At 59.9% G+C, this 16,540-nt stretch carries 18 protein-coding genes and 2 pseudogenes; 16 read left to right on the forward strand and 4 right to left on the reverse strand.

Annotated features, from left to right (window positions below; translation table 11 throughout):
- Positions 1 to 98: 98 nt before the first annotated feature.
- Complete coding sequence (locus QFZ94_RS36580) at positions 99 to 1,451, forward strand: alpha/beta fold hydrolase (RefSeq protein ID WP_429462884.1); 1,353 nt, start codon at positions 99 to 101, stop codon at positions 1,449 to 1,451.
- Positions 1,452 to 1,604: 153 nt separating this feature from the next.
- Here the strand turns inward: QFZ94_RS36580 and QFZ94_RS36585 are convergent, their stop codons facing one another.
- Together QFZ94_RS36585 and QFZ94_RS36590 are read right to left on the reverse strand one after the other, a co-directional pair.
- The gene (locus tag QFZ94_RS36585; RefSeq protein WP_429462885.1) at positions 1,605 to 3,632 is read right to left on the reverse strand and encodes an alkaline phosphatase family protein; all 2,028 of its coding nucleotides are present in this window, start codon (positions 3,630 to 3,632) and stop codon (positions 1,605 to 1,607) included.
- An 875-nt stretch (positions 3,633 to 4,507) separates the two neighbouring features.
- On the reverse strand, positions 4,508 to 4,663 hold the full coding sequence (locus QFZ94_RS36590) for a type II toxin-antitoxin system VapB family antitoxin (protein ID WP_429462886.1): 156 nt from the start codon (positions 4,661 to 4,663) through the stop codon (positions 4,508 to 4,510).
- 48 nt (positions 4,664 to 4,711) lie between these two features.
- Here QFZ94_RS36590 and phnP point away from each other — a divergent pair.
- The 4 genes and pseudogenes from phnP to QFZ94_RS36610 all read left to right on the forward strand — a co-directional run.
- Positions 4,712 to 5,602 (forward strand): annotated as a pseudogene (gene phnP, locus QFZ94_RS36595) (phosphonate metabolism protein PhnP); the annotation flags it as partial.
- Positions 5,603 to 6,596: 994 nt separating this feature from the next.
- Positions 6,597 to 7,076: pseudogene (locus QFZ94_RS36600) on the forward strand (SDR family NAD(P)-dependent oxidoreductase); the annotation flags it as partial.
- A gap of 261 nt (positions 7,077 to 7,337) precedes the next feature.
- Positions 7,338 to 8,048 carry a hypothetical protein gene (locus tag QFZ94_RS36605; protein ID WP_429462887.1) on the forward strand — a complete coding sequence of 237 codons (711 nt, stop codon included), beginning with the start codon at positions 7,338 to 7,340 and terminating at the stop codon, positions 8,046 to 8,048.
- 30 nt (positions 8,049 to 8,078) lie between these two features.
- A complete protein-coding gene (locus tag QFZ94_RS36610; RefSeq protein ID WP_429462888.1) occupies positions 8,079 to 8,558 on the forward strand; it encodes a DUF6650 family protein in 480 nt (159 codons plus the stop codon).
- A 190-nt stretch (positions 8,559 to 8,748) separates the two neighbouring features.
- Here the strand turns inward: QFZ94_RS36610 and QFZ94_RS36615 are convergent, their stop codons facing one another.
- Together QFZ94_RS36615 and QFZ94_RS36620 are read right to left on the reverse strand one after the other, a co-directional pair.
- Positions 8,749 to 9,531 carry a hypothetical protein gene (locus tag QFZ94_RS36615; protein ID WP_429462889.1) on the reverse strand — a complete coding sequence of 261 codons (783 nt, stop codon included), beginning with the start codon at positions 9,529 to 9,531 and terminating at the stop codon, positions 8,749 to 8,751.
- An 80-nt stretch (positions 9,532 to 9,611) separates the two neighbouring features.
- A complete protein-coding gene (locus QFZ94_RS36620; protein WP_429462890.1) occupies positions 9,612 to 9,950 on the reverse strand; it encodes a hypothetical protein in 339 nt (112 codons plus the stop codon).
- A 255-nt stretch (positions 9,951 to 10,205) separates the two neighbouring features.
- Here QFZ94_RS36620 and QFZ94_RS36625 point away from each other — a divergent pair, with 255 nt between their 5' ends.
- The 11 genes from QFZ94_RS36625 to QFZ94_RS36675 all read left to right on the forward strand — a co-directional run bounded on the left by QFZ94_RS36625 (position 10,206) and on the right by QFZ94_RS36675 (position 16,176).
- Entirely contained in the window at positions 10,206 to 10,904 is a 699-nt protein-coding gene (locus QFZ94_RS36625) for a DNA ligase (protein ID WP_429462891.1), read from the forward strand.
- Between the two features lie 543 nt (positions 10,905 to 11,447).
- The gene (locus tag QFZ94_RS36630) at positions 11,448 to 12,557 is read left to right on the forward strand and encodes a helix-turn-helix transcriptional regulator (RefSeq protein WP_429462892.1); all 1,110 of its coding nucleotides are present in this window, start codon (positions 11,448 to 11,450) and stop codon (positions 12,555 to 12,557) included.
- A 164-nt stretch (positions 12,558 to 12,721) separates the two neighbouring features.
- On the forward strand, positions 12,722 to 12,946 hold the full coding sequence (locus QFZ94_RS36635) for a ribbon-helix-helix protein, CopG family (protein ID WP_429462893.1): 225 nt from the start codon (positions 12,722 to 12,724) through the stop codon (positions 12,944 to 12,946).
- A 60-nt stretch (positions 12,947 to 13,006) separates the two neighbouring features.
- On the forward strand, positions 13,007 to 13,207 hold the full coding sequence (locus tag QFZ94_RS36640) for a hypothetical protein (RefSeq protein ID WP_429462894.1): 201 nt from the start codon (positions 13,007 to 13,009) through the stop codon (positions 13,205 to 13,207).
- A 241-nt stretch (positions 13,208 to 13,448) separates the two neighbouring features.
- Positions 13,449 to 13,775 (forward strand): H-NS family nucleoid-associated regulatory protein, encoded by a 327-nt coding sequence (locus QFZ94_RS36645; RefSeq protein WP_429462895.1) that lies wholly within the window; start codon positions 13,449 to 13,451, stop codon positions 13,773 to 13,775.
- Between the two features lie 17 nt (positions 13,776 to 13,792).
- On the forward strand, positions 13,793 to 14,095 hold the full coding sequence (locus QFZ94_RS36650; RefSeq protein ID WP_429462896.1) for a hypothetical protein: 303 nt from the start codon (positions 13,793 to 13,795) through the stop codon (positions 14,093 to 14,095).
- 98 nt (positions 14,096 to 14,193) lie between these two features.
- Positions 14,194 to 14,508, forward strand: a complete 315-nt coding sequence (locus QFZ94_RS36655) for a hypothetical protein (protein WP_152854939.1) — start codon at positions 14,194 to 14,196, stop codon at positions 14,506 to 14,508.
- 1 nt (position 14,509) lies between these two features.
- Positions 14,510 to 14,821 (forward strand): hypothetical protein, encoded by a 312-nt coding sequence (locus QFZ94_RS36660; RefSeq protein WP_429462897.1) that lies wholly within the window; start codon positions 14,510 to 14,512, stop codon positions 14,819 to 14,821.
- A 30-nt stretch (positions 14,822 to 14,851) separates the two neighbouring features.
- A complete protein-coding gene (locus QFZ94_RS36665; protein WP_018437024.1) occupies positions 14,852 to 15,190 on the forward strand; it encodes a hypothetical protein in 339 nt (112 codons plus the stop codon).
- A 23-nt stretch (positions 15,191 to 15,213) separates the two neighbouring features.
- A complete protein-coding gene (locus QFZ94_RS36670) occupies positions 15,214 to 15,492 on the forward strand; it encodes a hypothetical protein (protein ID WP_429462898.1) in 279 nt (92 codons plus the stop codon).
- A 333-nt stretch (positions 15,493 to 15,825) separates the two neighbouring features.
- Positions 15,826 to 16,176: a VOC family protein gene (locus QFZ94_RS36675; RefSeq protein WP_018437021.1), complete on the forward strand. Its 351-nt coding sequence runs from the start codon at positions 15,826 to 15,828 to the stop codon at positions 16,174 to 16,176.
- The last annotated feature ends 364 nt before the right edge of the window (positions 16,177 to 16,540 follow it).

Genomic DNA, 16,540 nt, shown 5'->3' on the forward strand with positions numbered 1-16,540 from the left:
CGGGTCGCAAGCCTACGAGCACGCATCACTTCGTGAAGCTGCACGTCGAACACTTCACGCGCAGCGCGACACTCAATTCAAGGCAGGAGATCGATTCCATGTCACAAGACACCCCCCAATCCTCATCGCGTCGACAGTTCGTGGGCATGGCCGCCGCGGCGCTCGCCGCGGGCTCGCTGAGCCGCCTCGCCTTCGCAGATAGGAACCCGGAAGTCGGCAAAATCGTGGAACCCGCGAACGGCGACAAGACCGCGATTCGCCCGTTCCATGTTCATGTCCCCGACTCGCAGCTCGCCGACATGCGGCGTCGCATCAAGGCCACGCGCTGGCCGGATCGTGAGACGGTATCCGACGAATCGCAGGGTATTCAGCTCGCCACCATTCAGGGGCTCGCGCAATACTGGGCGACCGGGTATGACTGGCGCAAATGCGAAGCGCGCCTGAATTCGTATCCGCAGTTTGTCACCGAGATCGACGGACTCGATATCCATTTCATCCATGTGCGCTCGAAGCACGACAACGCGATGCCGTTGATCGTGACGCACGGCTGGCCCGGCTCGGTGATCGAACAGTTCAAGATCATCGATCCGCTCGTCAATCCGACTGCGTATGGCGCGCCGGCTTCGGATGCGTTTCATCTCGTGATTCCATCATTGCCCGGTTATGGTTTTTCAGCGAGACCTACCACAACGGGCTGGGGTCCGGAGCGCACCGCCCGTGCGTGGGTCACGTTGATGAAGCGGCTGGGCTATCAGCGTTTTGCATCGCAGGGAGGCGATCTCGGCGGCATCGTGACGAACATCATGGCCAAACAGGCGCCGCCTGAATTGATGGGCATTCACGTGAACTTCCCTGCTTCGGTTCCCGCAGAGGTTCTGAAGTCGCTTGCCGCGGGCGACGCCATGCCTGCCGGCTTATCGGACGAAGAGCAGCACGCGTATGAACAGTTGAGCGCGAACTTCAAGAAGAAGCGCGGCTACGCGTTCGAAATGGGCACACGCCCGCAGACGCTGTACGGCCTCGCCGACTCGCCGGTCGCGCTGGCGTCCTGGCTGCTCGATCACGGCGATGGTTACGGCCAGCCTGCCGCGGCGTTGAGCGCTGCCGTGCTCGGTCATCCCGTCAACGGTCATTCCGCAGGCGCGCTCACTCGCGATGACGTGCTCGACGACATCACACTCTATTGGCTCACCAATACCGGGGTTTCGGCGGCGCGCTTCTATTGGGAATCGCACGCGAACTTCTTTCTCGCGGCCGACGTCAGTGTGCCTGCCGCTGTGAGCGCGTTTCCCGGAGAAAATTACCAGGCGCCGAAGAGCTGGACAGAAAAGGCGTATCACAACCTGATTTACTTCAACAAGCCCGAAACGGGCGGGCACTTCGCGGCGTGGGAAGAACCGATGATCTTCGCGCATGAAGTGCGCGCCGGGTTAAGGCCTTTGCGCGCGTAAAGTGCGAAACGCTCTGACGCATGCGCCGGAGGCACAGCGGTCGCCAGCAGCATCGCTGCCAATAGCCGGCTGGCCCTGCGGATGAAACCGTCGCGCCGGCAGTGCGCGGCGATTCCAGATTGTGGTACCCAGCGTACCGCAAGCAGAACACCGTCAGAAAGGCCACCATCCGATACCGCCGCTGCGATCGTCATCGCTGTCCGGCCTGCCATGCTCATGAGCGTGATCGCGGGATTCCCGCTTGAAGTCGAACAGATCGAACAGGTCACCGATCGCAGGCGCGTTCACCGGCACGTATGGGTTATTGCTGCGTTGGATCGGATTTGGCAGGTTGTCACGACTACGACCGGTGATCGGCGGCAACCCCCAGTTGCGCTCAATGAATTTGACCACTGATGCGTGATCGGAGTAGCTGTGGGAAATGCGTCCTCCGGTCGAGTACTTCGATACTGCGATCATCGGGATGCGCGAACCATCGCCAAAATAGTCAATGGGTTGAACATAGCCTGAATCGTAGTAGCCGCCGCCCTCGTCCGTGGTGATCAGGATCGCCGTCGTGGCCCATAGCTTCGGGTCACTCTTCACCGCATCGACCAGTTTCCTCACGAACGCCTCGTAAAGTCCAAACTTCGACGATGTCGGATGTCCATCAAGCAAGCCGCCCGGCTTTACAAACGATACAGCTGGCAGATTGCCCGCGCCGATGTCCGCATACAGGTCCGGCAAATCTGCAAGATGCGTGTCCCGCACCTGCTGGTTCGTCATGATCGACGTCTCGTACAGGAACGGATTGCAGATATTGCAGTAAACGCTTTTGGTCGGATCCTTGATGAAGCTCTGCCAGCCTTCCCCGTAATACTTCCAGGGGATGTTGCGATCGAGCAACGTGTCCCCGATGGTGCGCACCGGTGACGGCGGGATCGTGAAAGGCGACTTTGCCCTGTCGAGTACCGTGCCGTCGCCGTTATAACCAGGGTTGTAGTTGTTCAGCAGGTAATAGTGCTTTGGCGCGCAGTTCGCCTTGGGGTCATAGGGCAACGATTCGAGGTATTGAAGGATCGGCCCGACACCCGGCTGGCTCGGGTCCGAACAGTTGCTATAGCTGCCGCCCGAGTAGCCATCCTGGGTGTACCAGTTGTTGGTGCCGGCCAACGGATCGGGATTTTCAATCTGATCCGAAGGTGGCGTTGCCGCGTTGCCGTTGCCGTCGGTGTAGTAGTACGCATCAGCGGCGCCGATCATGATGCTGTTGGCGCCCGTACCGCCCATCACCGGTTGGTGATAGTTGTCGCTCATCGCGTATTGCCGCGCCAGTTGCGTGAAGTACGGCATGTCGCCATTGTTCACGTTGTAAAAGCCGAGCGCATTCGAGCCTTCACCGGTGGTCTGATCGCTAAAAGGCGTCGGTTGCGGCTTACCGTTGCTGCCCGCGCCGATGGTGGTCTCGACCCACGCAAACAGGTCGCCCAGACAGCCACTTGGATTCTCGCGGCTCGCATGCTCGACGGCACAGTCCGCCTGCTGCCAGGCCTGATAGAAGCGGTGCACCGGACCGCCCATGTACGCATCATAGAGCGGAGGCTGCAACAGATACGGACCGCTCAGCAACGCATTGTAGTTGGCCACCCGAGAATCCTCTGCATCCGCCGGCAGCCCTGTCGCGCCGGTCAATAGTTGATCGATGTCGGACGCTTCGAGCGCCGCCCCTTCGGCCTGCGCGGCCGCATCGTGAGTCGCGAATGGTGGCGGGCTCGCATCGCTCGCGGCAGTCGGTGCCCCGCCTGTGTTGGGCGCCGGCAGCGACCCGTACGGCGTTTTATTCGACGGGGCCAGCGCGAATTTGGCCGGTCCAATCAGTTGCGCCTGATATTGCTGCGCCTTGACGAAGTTTGGCCCAGGGGAGCCATCCGCATTGACGATGCCGCGCGACAGCAGGTTCCACACTGATTGGCCTTGCGCGGGTTGATAGGTGCCGAAAACGTGGTCAAACGTTCGGTTTTCGCCGACAACAATGATCACATGCTTGATCGGCGTCAGTGTTCGGGTCGTTCGATCGTTGCCTGCCGCAGACACGCCGGCGGGCAACGTAGCGAACGCTAAAGCGGCCACTCCCGCGAAAGCTGCGATCGAAAGTCGTACGCATGCGTTGTTGCATCGTTGTGACAGTTGGGACCTCACCATTTGCCGTCTCCTTACCGTTGACTACAACGGTAAGACCTTAGAGCCGTTCCATGAAGCTGGAGAGTCGCTGGCATTACAGAGGGCTGTCGTCGGGTGCGCCAACCCGTTGGACAAAGGTTCAGACGCCGGCTCCGTATTGCAACCGTTCCTTGGCTTTTCGACACGGACGCCGCTATCGTCTATCTCAATCAGCTGTCCACGATATGTGTCGAGGGGGACGGGGACAACCCAGTCGCGTCCCGTAGCAGTTTCACGATGCCCAGATTCGCCGGCTACCCGTGTCAGACCAGCAAAAGCATGTCGTAGGCCTCAGCCTGATCGCGCTCGGGGACCTTGCAACATCCGCGGAGGGCGGAGTCTCTTCGACGCTTTCCGCCGTTTCCACGCCTTCGACGCGCGCCCCCTGACGCGTCACTGAAAGACGGCGAGCAATCCGGCGATGATCGACATCGCCGCAATCATTTGACCTTCCTCTCCTGCAATACTCGCGACTTCGAATTGCTACTCGCTAGCCTGGAACATTCCCGCTCGCGATCCTGGCTAACCCTTTCATGCCGGAGCTCAGTTTCGCCCTCCCTGGACTTCCAATGCGCGACATCCGTGCGCATCCACGGAAGACGACACGGCGTCGCGCGTGCCGGGGCATCGCAGACTGAGCAATGATCCTCTTACTGCCTTCTGCGGGCGGCTCGTGCTCTCAGTTGATGCAACTACTCTTCAGGTTCCGACCAAGCTATGAAACAACATCGCCTTTACGGCCAAGGCCGTGAGAATGTTGGGACGAGCGCGTCGATCAAAGCGCGATGAGACACGCAAATTCCGGGGCGACTGCGCCCCTGAAGAAGTCGCTCATTCGCTGGAATGGACAAGCGTTGTTAGTCTGTTCTCATTGACTCGAGCTCGCCCTGCCAGCGGAGCTTGCCGAGAAACTGAACGATCTCTCTCTGGCACTTGAGTTGGAGAATGATCTTCACCAGTTCCACCGCTTCACGCCTGGTTTTCAAGCCAGTTGCAGCGAGCGGGTCGGCCATGAGGCGATCGTCAATACCGTTCCTGACGATTGACCGGCCGGCGCGGCAGGCGGCGTACCGCTTTACGGCTGCAACTGCCCCGCATGTACACGAGCGCGAGCTTTGCCCGCTTGCGTTCGTCGTCCCTGCAGCACGCTGATCGAAACGGACACGACCTGGGTTCTGCTCGATGCAGGGCTGGTGAACCTATCCGAGCGTTTTCCGGCTGGAAGTCTCGATGCGATCGTACTCACGCACTTCCATCCTGATCATGTGCAGGGATTGTTCCATCTGCGCTGGGGCGTCGGGAAATCCATCCCGACCTGGGCCCCGCCAGACAGCAACGGTTGCGCCGATCTGTATCGCAACCCGGGCCTGCTCGCATTTAATCAGGCCGAGAAATCCGGCACGTTCTATGTCGGTGACCTGCGTTTCACGGCGCTGCCGCTGATCTATTCCAAACCAACGTTCGGCTATGCGATCGAAGGGCCTGGCGGAGAACGCTTCGCCTATCTGACCGACACGATCGGCTTGCCGCCTTCCACGCCGGAGTGGCTGCAGGGATGGGGGGCGTTTTCGCTGGCTCTCGACTGTTCGTTCCCGCCAAAGGCCCAGCCGGCCCACAACGACTGGAATACCGCTTGTGCGCTGGTCAAGCAGCTTCGGCCAGTGCGTGCATGGATGACTCATGCATCCCATACGCTCGACGCGTGGTTATTGGAGCAATCAGAGAACGTCATGCCAGAAGGCGTTTTGATCGCGCAGGACTGGCCCAGCACGACGGGCACACCTTCCGCACCGTTGCTCGTGCTGCTGGCGCTCGCACTGCCCGGTCCGGTTGCCGCCGCGCTCTGGTGGGTCAAGGGACGCGAAACGCGGAATATTTCGCTGGAGGAAGGTAGCGATGATGCGTTGACGGAAGCCACACCGCAGCAAAATTTCCGAACGCGCGAAGCGTAGACGCCTGAAAGTCAAAGGGCTGCAGAGAAATCTCTGCAGTCTTTTTTTCATTTTGGTTTCGGAGTGGCCGCTGTCGCTTCGCGCAACAACGTTGTGGTTCTGGTGTACGGATTGATACGTCCACGGAACGCTGCATTGCAAAGGCCCCGCAATCGTGCACTGTGAGATCGGAGGCTCAATTCGACTCCACGGTCGCCGGTCGCGCGGTCGTATCCTCTAATCCACGTTTTCGCGGAGACAGCAGTTCGGCCAAAGCCGACGCTCGCCAGTCACACGCTGTGTGGCTGCTGCATGTCCCTTTGCTGTCGTTGACGATCAGGTGCAGGTGCATGTCGGCCTCGGCGAAATGCAAATGGGTCTTCACGACCCCGGAGCCGCCGTTGGGCGTACTCAAAGTCACATGACCGCTTGGGAGCGCCCAGCCGCCATCGAGCGCGCGCGGTGTGGCCTGTGTTCACCCATGGCCGCCATGGATGATGTTGCACCGAGCTCTAAAACGCCAGGCGTAACGAGTCTTAGGAAGCCATCAGGCGCAACGGGTCTAAATGCGTTGCCACATCCGGTCCATTCTGCGCCGCTGAAACTGGAACTGAAGGCTCTGTGCGTATTTCATCAATAAGGGCAAACGGTGTGCCGCTCCGGTGACGGATGCGCTGCGGACATTTGCTGCTCCACCAGCGATGCGGTTCGCTGCTTCGGGACCGTAACGCGCTAGCGTAGATCGGTAGTCATGCTTTCCCACTATCCCCGGCTCCGGAGCCATGCTTCGCAGGCATGCGGGTAAGCCTGGAAAGTCTTTTTCCGTTGCGAGCTGAAACGTTACTCTGCATGCACGAGTTAGAGCATTTCACACACGCCGCACGACGTCACCGTCGCGTAACTCACGTCCAGTGACGGGAGCTGCATATTAAGCAATAGGTATTGCGCGCTCCCCTGGAATCGAAGCTCTCTCTGCGTTGCGTTTGACATCAACTTACCTAACTGGAGCCGCAAAATGAACCAACCCGTCGTTCTGATCACCGGCGCCCTCACGGGCATCGGCCGCGCAACCGCTTTTGCATTCGCCCGCGTGGGCGCACGCCTCGTCGTGTCGGGCCGCCGCGCCACGGAAGGTTCGGCGCTTGAAGCCGAATTGCGCGAAGCAGGCGCACAAGCTTTCTTCGTGCAGGCTGACGTACGCCGCGACGAAGACGTCCGTCACCTCGTCGACGAAACCGTTGCTCGCTTCGGCCGGCTCGACGTTGCAGTCAACAATGCGGGCACGGAAGGCAAACCGGGACCTGTGGTCGATCAGACTGCCGAGAGCTACGCTGATACCTTCGACACCAACGTGCTCGGCACGTTGCTGAGTCTCAAGCACGAACTGCGCGTGATGACCGCACAGCAAGCTGGCAGCATCATCAACATATCCTCGACTTATGGTCATGAGGGTGCGGCCTTCGCTTCGGTGTATGCGGGCAGCAAGCAAGCGGTTTCATTGTGCAATTTTGGCTGAAGTCAGCCAAAGCCCCGTTCCACAAGGCTTTGTGCGATCTGGCGCGATGCCATTCTAGTCCATCCGGCAGCTAGTGACGTCAAAACGCGCTCTTTCGGTCGCTCACCGTCGACCTTCCAAGCTTACAACCCAATCACCGCTGCGCGCCGTCGCGCGCCTACACTCTCAACAGCGCACAGCCCGATCTCGTCGGGAACCCGTCGTGCTCGACCACTGTGCGAACCCTGGTGGGAGGACGCCATGTGCTATCAGAAACCCGTTGAACTGCTGGACAATCTCCTCGAAGCGGTGCCGCTGGCGCCGAACGATCGCGGCTTTACTGCGATGGACGACTCTCTCGTACTGCGTGCGGAACGCGTCTGGCCAATGCCTCATGCCGACCCGTTTCTGCTGTTCGAATCGCTAGGGGGCAGCGGCTGGTATCAGAAGTTGAACAGTCGCTCGGCACGGCTACTCACGGGTAACAACTCAGCCACTGTCGCCATTCGGTCCTCGACGCTCTATAGTGTTGTCCACAACCAAGCAAAGGCGAGCACGGGGATCAAAATGAGAAAGCTAGTTGTATGCTGCGCGGCAGTGCTGGCCTTGCAGGGGTGTGCCACCTACGACCTATCGTTGATGCCGCGCGGAGCGGGGCCGATGGCACATGGCACGGCCAAGCAGATAGACAAGTCTGTTTCAGTCACCTTGGACGGCGAAACCTACTTCGGCCACTATGTTTATGTGCAGGGCGGCGCTTTCTCCCTCGGGACGGCCTTTGGAAGCGGGCAGGTGGCGACCGGTAGTGCCATCGGCGTGAGCGTTGTTGGTAACGGCAACGTCCTCGCACAGTCCGCTGACGGCCAGCACAACCTGCGATGCGTATTTAATTTCAGCGGGTGGACGCAACAGGGCACAGGCGCGTGCCTAACCGATAACGGCAGTACGTACGATTTGCAAATAACGCGGTAGGCGACGTCTTCGGGGGCGGCCATGCGGTTCATGGAAATCGTTTCGCGCATCACCGGGTTCAGCGTGCCGGTGTTTGGCATCCAGTGGAATCCCAGCGAGGCCGAGCGAGCGGTAGCTCGCCGCGTCCTGACATTCCTGGAAGATCGGCGCGTGTTGTACTCGCCATCGCAAATGGAAGTGCCATCGCACTGTGTGGAATCGGTGCTGCGTATTCGAGAGTCTCTGACTTCCGAACTGGGTAAGCTCGACGCCGCCTCGGACATTGCCGCTAGTCTCCGGGCGATGCGCGCCGCGTGCCGGAAGTTCCTAACGACAGTTGATGCCGACGATCGCGCACCTATCATCTATGGCGCGCAACGCGGACACTACGCCAGTTGGATATTTAATGGCGCGGTGGGCGAGCTACGCGGGGTTTTCGGCGTCCACATTGCGCTGCTTGCCACCAAGCACGGTCTGGACGTTGAGGACGAACTGGCGACGATCATTCCTTCCGCCGCAGAGGATGACTGACGGGCGAGCGACCAGGACGACCATATTGGGCGAAAGCATGCGCAAGGCGACTCCGGTTGGCCGAGTCCTGTCCAATGCGTTTGTCACAAGTCGACCCTCAAGGGACAGTCGAGTCGCTCGAAAGCGGACGCTCAGTGAAATTTCTTCTTCGGTTCTCCGCCATAGCTAGCTGTAGCTGCTTGCATTTGAATCAAGCCGTGCTTGCAATCGACGCGGGGCGTGCGCCAAACGTAAAAGCCCCGCAATCAGTGGGCCGGCCCGGTTCATTCTGCAACGGCAATCGGCGGCCGAACGATTTCAACCGCTTGTCCCCCAAGTAATCAAAGAGAATCTGAACCGATGCTTCGAGCGGCAACTTATCTCCCTTGTGTTCAACGGCCGGATCAATGGCACGCAGCCGCTTCATGACGTCCGCTCGCTGCTTCGGAGAAAGGACGATCCCATCGACACGGTCAGAACTATCGTAGTGCGGTGAGGCTTGGCTCGATGACACCACGCCAACCATTAGCATCTGCCACGCATTGTCGACTTGCACATTGATATCCGACAACGCCTGAGCTTGCTCGCCTTCCTTCATCTGCTGACCATTCAGGGACGCCTCTAGCATTTTTGCCATTCGATCTTGCTCTCCCTGCAATACCGAAACGCTGTTTATTACTCCGGTCGCCGAGAGTGTTATGGCCTTGTTGGACGACTTATCGTAGCCATTGAGGTACAGACGAGCGCATTCATAGTCGCCCTCTGCATACTTCATCCCTGTCAGCAGCTCGGTCGCATTGAAATGCTGTTGAACCTTCAAGCCCGCGGCCTTTGCTTCGTCGCGCGCGGATTTCACCGACTGCAGCGCGTTCGCGAGCGCGACGTAGTACCCGTATACATCGTCCACGTCTGCCGGCGTCGTTGCCAAACACATTGCTGAAGCGTGGGCAGTCGCTGCCGCGAACACACCCATCACCATCACTTTTGCGAGCATTTCAACCCCCGAGGTCGTCGATTTTTGGAGGACACTACCACGTTTCCCTCGCACATGGGCCATCAATGCTGATGGACGACTCAGCCAGAGGACAACATCGGACTCATTGCGACGCGCCGCTCGTGTGCCTCTCGCGCGTCGTCAGTGCGCTTGATTATGTCGTTCAATTCCTGATCACGATGCCATTCGCCAGGCTTCGGTTCTGCGACCGGCGGTAGCTTCGCGTACGCACGCAGGCGTTTCGCAAGGGCTGTCACATGGAGCGAAAGTTCGGCATAGTCGCGTTGCCGGACCCAGAAGAATTCGGTATGGAAGGGGAAGTCCTCGTTGTACTCATCGATGCCCCACAGCCTGCTCTCGATCTGCGCCTGCTCGTCTGGCAATCGCAATATCGCATACATGAGATCTTGCGGGAGCACCCTCCGGACCGGTTACGCCTGTTGCATCGCGCCCGCGCCCGACACGATCGTCGCGCCCGGTCGTCGGGCGCTGGTCGGCCAGAAGCGGTCGCTAGATCCCGGTGCGCAGTCTCTGAGAAGAATTCCCTTCGCAGATATTGAAATCATGTTAGCGCGACAATTTTGTCAGTTACGTAACCAGTCGGAGATTGTCGACGATGCACGGTGCCGTGTCGACTGGCCGTTCCTGGCCGGGTCCGGAAGTTGAGGTTTGCGGTGTCCCTTCGCGCAGTCGCCATTGAAAGGCAACACCGCAGAAGGTGCCTATTTAAGTATGATGGCTACCGGTGCCTGGTGAAAAAGAGCGGCGAGACGGTCGAACTCGTCAGCCGCAACGGAAAGGCACTGAACGACTCGTTCCCGGACGTCGCGGATGCAGTACGGCAGGTGCCCGGCGACTTCGTTTGGGATTCCGAGTTGACCGTCGACGATCGCGCAGGGCATTCCGACTTCGAACGATTGCAACAGCGCGCCCGCACCCGTATCCCTTTGAGAGTGCACGCCGCGGCGCGCGAGAGTCCTGCCCGCCTGTACGTGTTCGACATGCTCGCGCGCGCTGAGCGCGATATGCGGGCGCCTCCCCTCGAAGTCCGCAAACAGCGGCTGCGCGACTCTTTCGAAAATTCCGCCGTGCTCGTGTACGCCAGTGGCATCGTCGGCGCGGGCGAGTGGGTCTGGGAGCAGGTTATCTCGCACGCGTTCGAGGGAATGGTGGCCAAGCGCCTCGCTTCACCATATGAAGGACGTCGCTCCCCTGACTGGCTGAAGATCAAGAACCCGGATTACGGACGCCCTGCGGCCCTGAGCTGGGCTCGTCGATATGCACGCCTCGATCGATCTCCTGCATGCCAGCAATGCTCCCTTGGGAGCATTCCATACCCCGTACAGATCGTTACACACTCTTTATTGCGTTGAACGCGTGACCGTGCGCAGTCGTTTTGCGCCTCCAGATTGTGGGAAAGAGGCGGCATTTTCTATGCGCTACGAATTGGGTGTTAAACGTTTGCCGTGCTTGGTGTAAACACCTATTAATTCCCGTAAACCCCTGATCAATAGGCTTTTTAAGACTCACTTAATATCGACAAAGTACATTCCGGCGCGAAATGAACCTTGCGTTATGGCTCCGCAAAACTTACCTTACCTTTCGCGCGACACAAAAGAAGATCTGATGCTCTTACAAGAGTATAGAAGGCACCGAAAAGAGCACGGAACGCGACAAGGTTGAAGGACCGGGGGTCTTATGAACGTAATGGAGCAACACAGATGCCCTATGGACTTGATTACACCGACGTGCGGTACGAGACAGACCACGACGGCAACCGTCTGAAGGCGACCATCCCCTACACGATGTTTTCGGCTCTCACTGAGTTCTGGATCGCAGCGCGACGCGCACAGACTGCGAAGATCGAAGCGGGAGCGCGCCCCGGTCAGTACAAGGGTTCATTGCAGGCGGCGCAGTTGCCCGACGAACAGCCTGCGGAGACGGCCGAAACCAAATCTGCTGCAAGCCGCCACTTCCCGCATGACCAGCACTGGCAGAACCTTGTCGCGCGTCTGCCTGTCGACGTCGAGCCCGCTGCGCCATCCACACCGGAAGCAGTGGCCGCGCCGATACCTGAACCGGCAGACGAGCCCGCACCCCAGCGGCCAGTCGTCGAGCCATCCAAAAAGCAGAAAGTCGGCCGCGTGTTCTATCGCGAGTTCATGGCGAAGCCGCCCGCTGAGGTCATTGCACTCATCAACAAGGGCACGTACTTCATTCGCGCATGGCGCATGTATCGCGGGCTGACTCTCGCGGATGCCGCCGAACTCTGCGGCGTCGACCTGACCACCATCATCTGGCACGAGAACGGACGCGGCGCGCCGAAAATCAGGACGCTGGAAAAGTTCGCCCAGGCGTACGACGTGCCCATTCTCCAGATCACCCCGAAGCCCGGCGCTGACGATTCGCCATTCGAGAGCAAACAGAAACAGAAACGCGCCGGCGCGACGACCGCGCACACACGGGCAAAGTCTGATGATCGGCCTGCGGACCCCGCGCCGAAGAAACACGCGATCGCTGCGCCGCTGGCTCCTGCGGGCACGACTTACCCCGATGGCGTACTCGACAGCCTGCTGGCGGGCAAATCACCGCTTCTGGCGTGGCGTCTGTATCGCGGTCTCTCACTCAATCAGCTTGCCGAGCAGTACGGCGGTCGACCGGGCAACCTGAAGGCGATGGAAGAAAAAAACTCCCTGCGCGCAGCGACGATCGAGAAGCTGTGCAAGGTCTTTCACTGCAAGCCCGAACAGTTGCTGCGACCAGTTGACCTGGAGGCCCGTCGCGAAGGCGCCAGCGCATCCAGTACCGCATCCGTAGCTTCCACTGCGCCGGCAGTCGTCCCTGCGGCACCATCTGGCGCCTCGTCGACGCGGCGAGCCGCCCCCGTCGCTCAGCCGCAATCGGTCATCGCCGCGGCGTTCGAGCACGCACAAACGATCGATCCACAAGCCCGCGAAGCCCGGCAGCATGGCCGGGGCAAGGTCGACCGGCTCGCGAGAATGCAGAGGGAACTCTCTCGCCTCTGATCCCTTTTTCAACTAGAAACAAGTACCGTAAAGGCGGCTTTTATTTCTCTATAGCGCCTGAAATGCGTACGACATCCCCACAATGGAGTATTCCATGACGCTTATGATTCAAAGCGACCCGGGACATTGGTATAGTTCCGAGTCGTCAACAGATCGAGGTTTAGATGACCACAAAGAAAGCTGCCGACGAGTCGAAGGCGCGGGAGAACGGCAATCCGCACATCGAGGAGGAGGAAGGTCCACGCGTGAAGATCAGCATCACGGTACCAGCGGACTTTCTGGAACGTCTCGACGCGTATCGCAAACGGCGCGGTGGTCTCAACCGGTCCGCGTTGCTCGCGCTCGCGACGGACTGGTTTATGGACGAGCATCCGCTGAAGAATCACTGAGCGTTACGCTATGCGCGACGCATCGCGAGGCGTCCCTGCCGCCAGGCACGGGGGTACGCCATGGCTAAGGCCACACCACCCGACGTCGAACTGATCGTTCACATCGACGCGGGACTGAACGCGCGCCTGCTGAAGTACGCGCACGAGCACGGTGTAACACCCGAATCGGTCATGATTGAAGGCGTCTGCGCTTTCATGAGCACTTTTCCGCTGCGCGAAAACCGCGTGCCTCGCAAACGGCGCGGCGGCAGCGAGCAGTAAGCGCGCGGCCATGAAAGCCATCAGGATGCCCGATCCGCACGCCGCCAGGATCGGGACGGCTATCGAGTATTCCCCGCCTGCCGTAGGCGATCTCCGCGACTTCTTTCCGCACGGCAAAACCTGAAATAAGGGGCAACCGATGAAAGCAAAAAAGACTGCTGCGAAAAAGGCGGCGGCCACGCGCTCGCCTGCGCTCGCACCATCGGCACGCAAAACGGCAAGTAACACGAGGACAACGTATATGAAGCTGCTGAACGAACTGAAGGCGCAACTCGCTGAGCTGAACGCGGAGATCGAAACCGCGCGCGCCGCCGAAGTCGAGCAGGCCATTGCGGATTGTCGCGCGCTGATCGACCTGTACCAACTGACCGCATCCGACCTCGGATTCGTGAAAACGCAGACCGTGCCTGTGAATCGTGGTACGCGTACGTTCCGCGCGAAGGCTCCTCGCGCTGCGATTCCCCCTAAATACCGCGACCCGAAAACCGGCGCAACGTGGAGTGGACGCGGGCGCGTTCCGCGCTGGATGGACGGACAGGACCGCGCAGATTTCCTCATCAACGGATAGCACACCGAGGAGGTCGCATGAACGACGAATTCGGGAAAAACGGGCTCGAAGCAATCGCCCTGAATTCCGAAACGCTGCTGCGCATCATGCAGATCGTGCGCGAGCGCGGAGAACTCGAAGGCAGGCGCGAGGCGTACCTCGATATTTGCGCGGAGATCGACAAGTCGCTCGCTGAAGCCCAAGAGAAGCTTACGCGCCCGTCCGAGCAGCAGATCGTTAGGGGGCTACGTGGCAAACGCAAAATAAATAGTGCGCGAACGTGCGGAATCCCGGGAATTTTCCCGATGGCAGACTCGAGGGCGGGCAGTGGTAAGGGTTGATGCGACCCGCATCAGCGCGTCAGAGTGCGGCGCGGTTACACTGTTGCCTTTCGCCGGACAAGCCTTTGTATCCCGTTAACGAGGGAGAGAACGATACCATGCGCTCTGTTTACAAAGTCAAGTGGAGGATGGTGCGCTCGGGCAGTGTGCCCGTGCGCTTCGTGTGCGTGACGGATCTCAATCTCGGCCGGAGTGTCACGAACAACATCGAAGGCGTGATCGACGACCTGATCCGGGCCGGCTGGCTCGACTATGGCGACCGGATGATCTATTCCGATGCACATGGCATTTGGGACGAGGTAGTGCTGGGCGAGGACTGCCGCTTCCTCGGCTTCCGGTCGCTGAACATGCGTACGTGCGACGAGGCGATCACGCTCGGGCTCCTGTCGTCGCGCTACCCGGAGGGCATCTAGTATGCTGTTGCCATTAGAAATACTCCGGCGATTCCTCACGCCCGCCTTCAAGGGCGAGCCCGATGATGCCGCGCTCGCGCGCATGGGCTACTCGCGGCCCTTACGCTATCTGCCCGATGGCCGCGTGGTCGCGCTGATGGAGATCAACACGTGGGAGTGGGCACTCGTGACGGGCGTTCGTCCGTGCGGGCGCACCGACACGTTCTACTTTCACTCATTAGAGGCGGCGCGCACCGCGCTCGATGCGTGGGACGGCTCGAGCGAGCCGCAGGGCTGGCTCCGGCATCCGCAGTCCGGGTCGCCCTCGACCTGATGGCGACGCATCGCGCGAGTACGTCCAGCCATGACCAGGACCGCCTACCTGATCGATCCCTGGACGCGCACCGTGGAAGCGGTAGAGCGCACGGCAGTCGACGCCCCCACTGTCCTGCGGGAAATCCGTTCCTTCATGCACTGCGACTATATCCAGGCTGTGCGTCTGCATGATGCGGGCCCGGACGTCATGTATCTGGACGAGGACGGCTACCAGAAGGACCCGCAGGCGTTCTTTCACTGTCGACTGTGGCCGAATCAAACGGTCGCGGGTCGTGCGCTGTGGGTCGGAAAGACAGTGGACGGCGACGACGCCAGTCCCACGATGCCGCTCGATTATGTGCGAGGACATATCGCGTGGGCTTATTGATGAGTTGCGGAGGTTTGCGAAAAATGAAAGCCCGATGCCGCATTGCACTCGTGCTGTCGTCGCTGCTCGTGACAGCGTGCCAGACGATGCCGGACAGCTACACCGCGCAGTTCCAGAGGGAAGGCGAGCCGCCCGCCTACATCGACGGGCACGCTGATGGATGCCGTAGTGGACTGAGCGCAGCAGGCAACCCGTACGTCCAGGCGACCAAAGACCCGACCCGCTTCGCGCGAGACTCGATGTACGCGCAGGGCTGGAATGACGGATTCTCGACATGCAAGGAATGGTACAAGCCCTTCTGACTACATCGCTGATGTGAGGACATACAGATCGCACGGGCGTGCGTCCGCCGATCAGCACGCCGCTGGAGAGCAGCTATGCAAATCGATGCGTTTATGCGAGGCGCAGCATCGAGATTCACCGAACCGTCGACCTTTCGTGGCGCCATCTCGAAGATAACATTTGATCATGGAGCGGCCCTTCGAGCGGCAGAGTGGTAGTGACCTCTTTTAACGTTGTGGGCTTGATCCGGCAGACGAAGTCTGGCTGGCTCAGTTCGGCCATGAGCAGGCCCCTCGATTCCACCGCCCGGTTGGGGCGCAGCAGCCCCGTCCCAAGTTGGAAGGAGCCAAAACGTGCAAGTCAAACGGGTAGTTGCCAACTTCAAGGCGCTCGATCTTGATCGGGCTCGGGCGTTCTATCGAGATATCCTCGGCCTCGAGCTTTTAATGGACCACGGGTGGGTCCAGACCTATGGTTCTCAGACCGAGATGACCATTCAGGTGAGCTTCGCCGCAGAGGGAGGTTCCGGCACGCCAGTACCGGACCTATCGATTGAAGTAGACGATGTGGACGCAGCACTTGAGCGCATGAAGGCTGCGGGCTTTGCCATCGAATATGGTCCGGTCGACGAACCTTGGGGCGTCCGTCGGTTCTTCGTTCGCGACCCATTCGAGAAACTGGTCAATATCCTTGCGCACACCTGAGCGCCGTCCACGGGTTGTGCGGAATCGAAGAGGAATTGAACGTCCGCTTCGGAGCGCCGCGAATTTCCGCTTCGGGTCGCTCTATGCCGCTTGCATGAAAAGCCGCGCCCGCGGCGATCGCCAGGCTTGGTCGTCGGGCGCTAGCCGGCCAGAAGCCGCCGGCAGTTCCATCTTCGAAGCTGACGCTCAAACGACTGCTCCCCTCAGAAATCTGACGGCAGGTCTCTTTTCGGACCTCGGCCTTAGCAGTCAATGGCCCATTAAAAAGAAATGGCCGGTTCTGCATCCAGACCGGCCATTTGCTATTTGACTCTGAGAACGCCTGGCAGGGGGCACGTCAGCACGACCATACCGTCGTGATGCT

This window comes from Paraburkholderia sp. JPY465 (assembly GCF_050436725.1).
GTDB classification, from domain to species: Bacteria; Pseudomonadota; Gammaproteobacteria; order Burkholderiales; family Burkholderiaceae; genus Paraburkholderia; species Paraburkholderia youngii.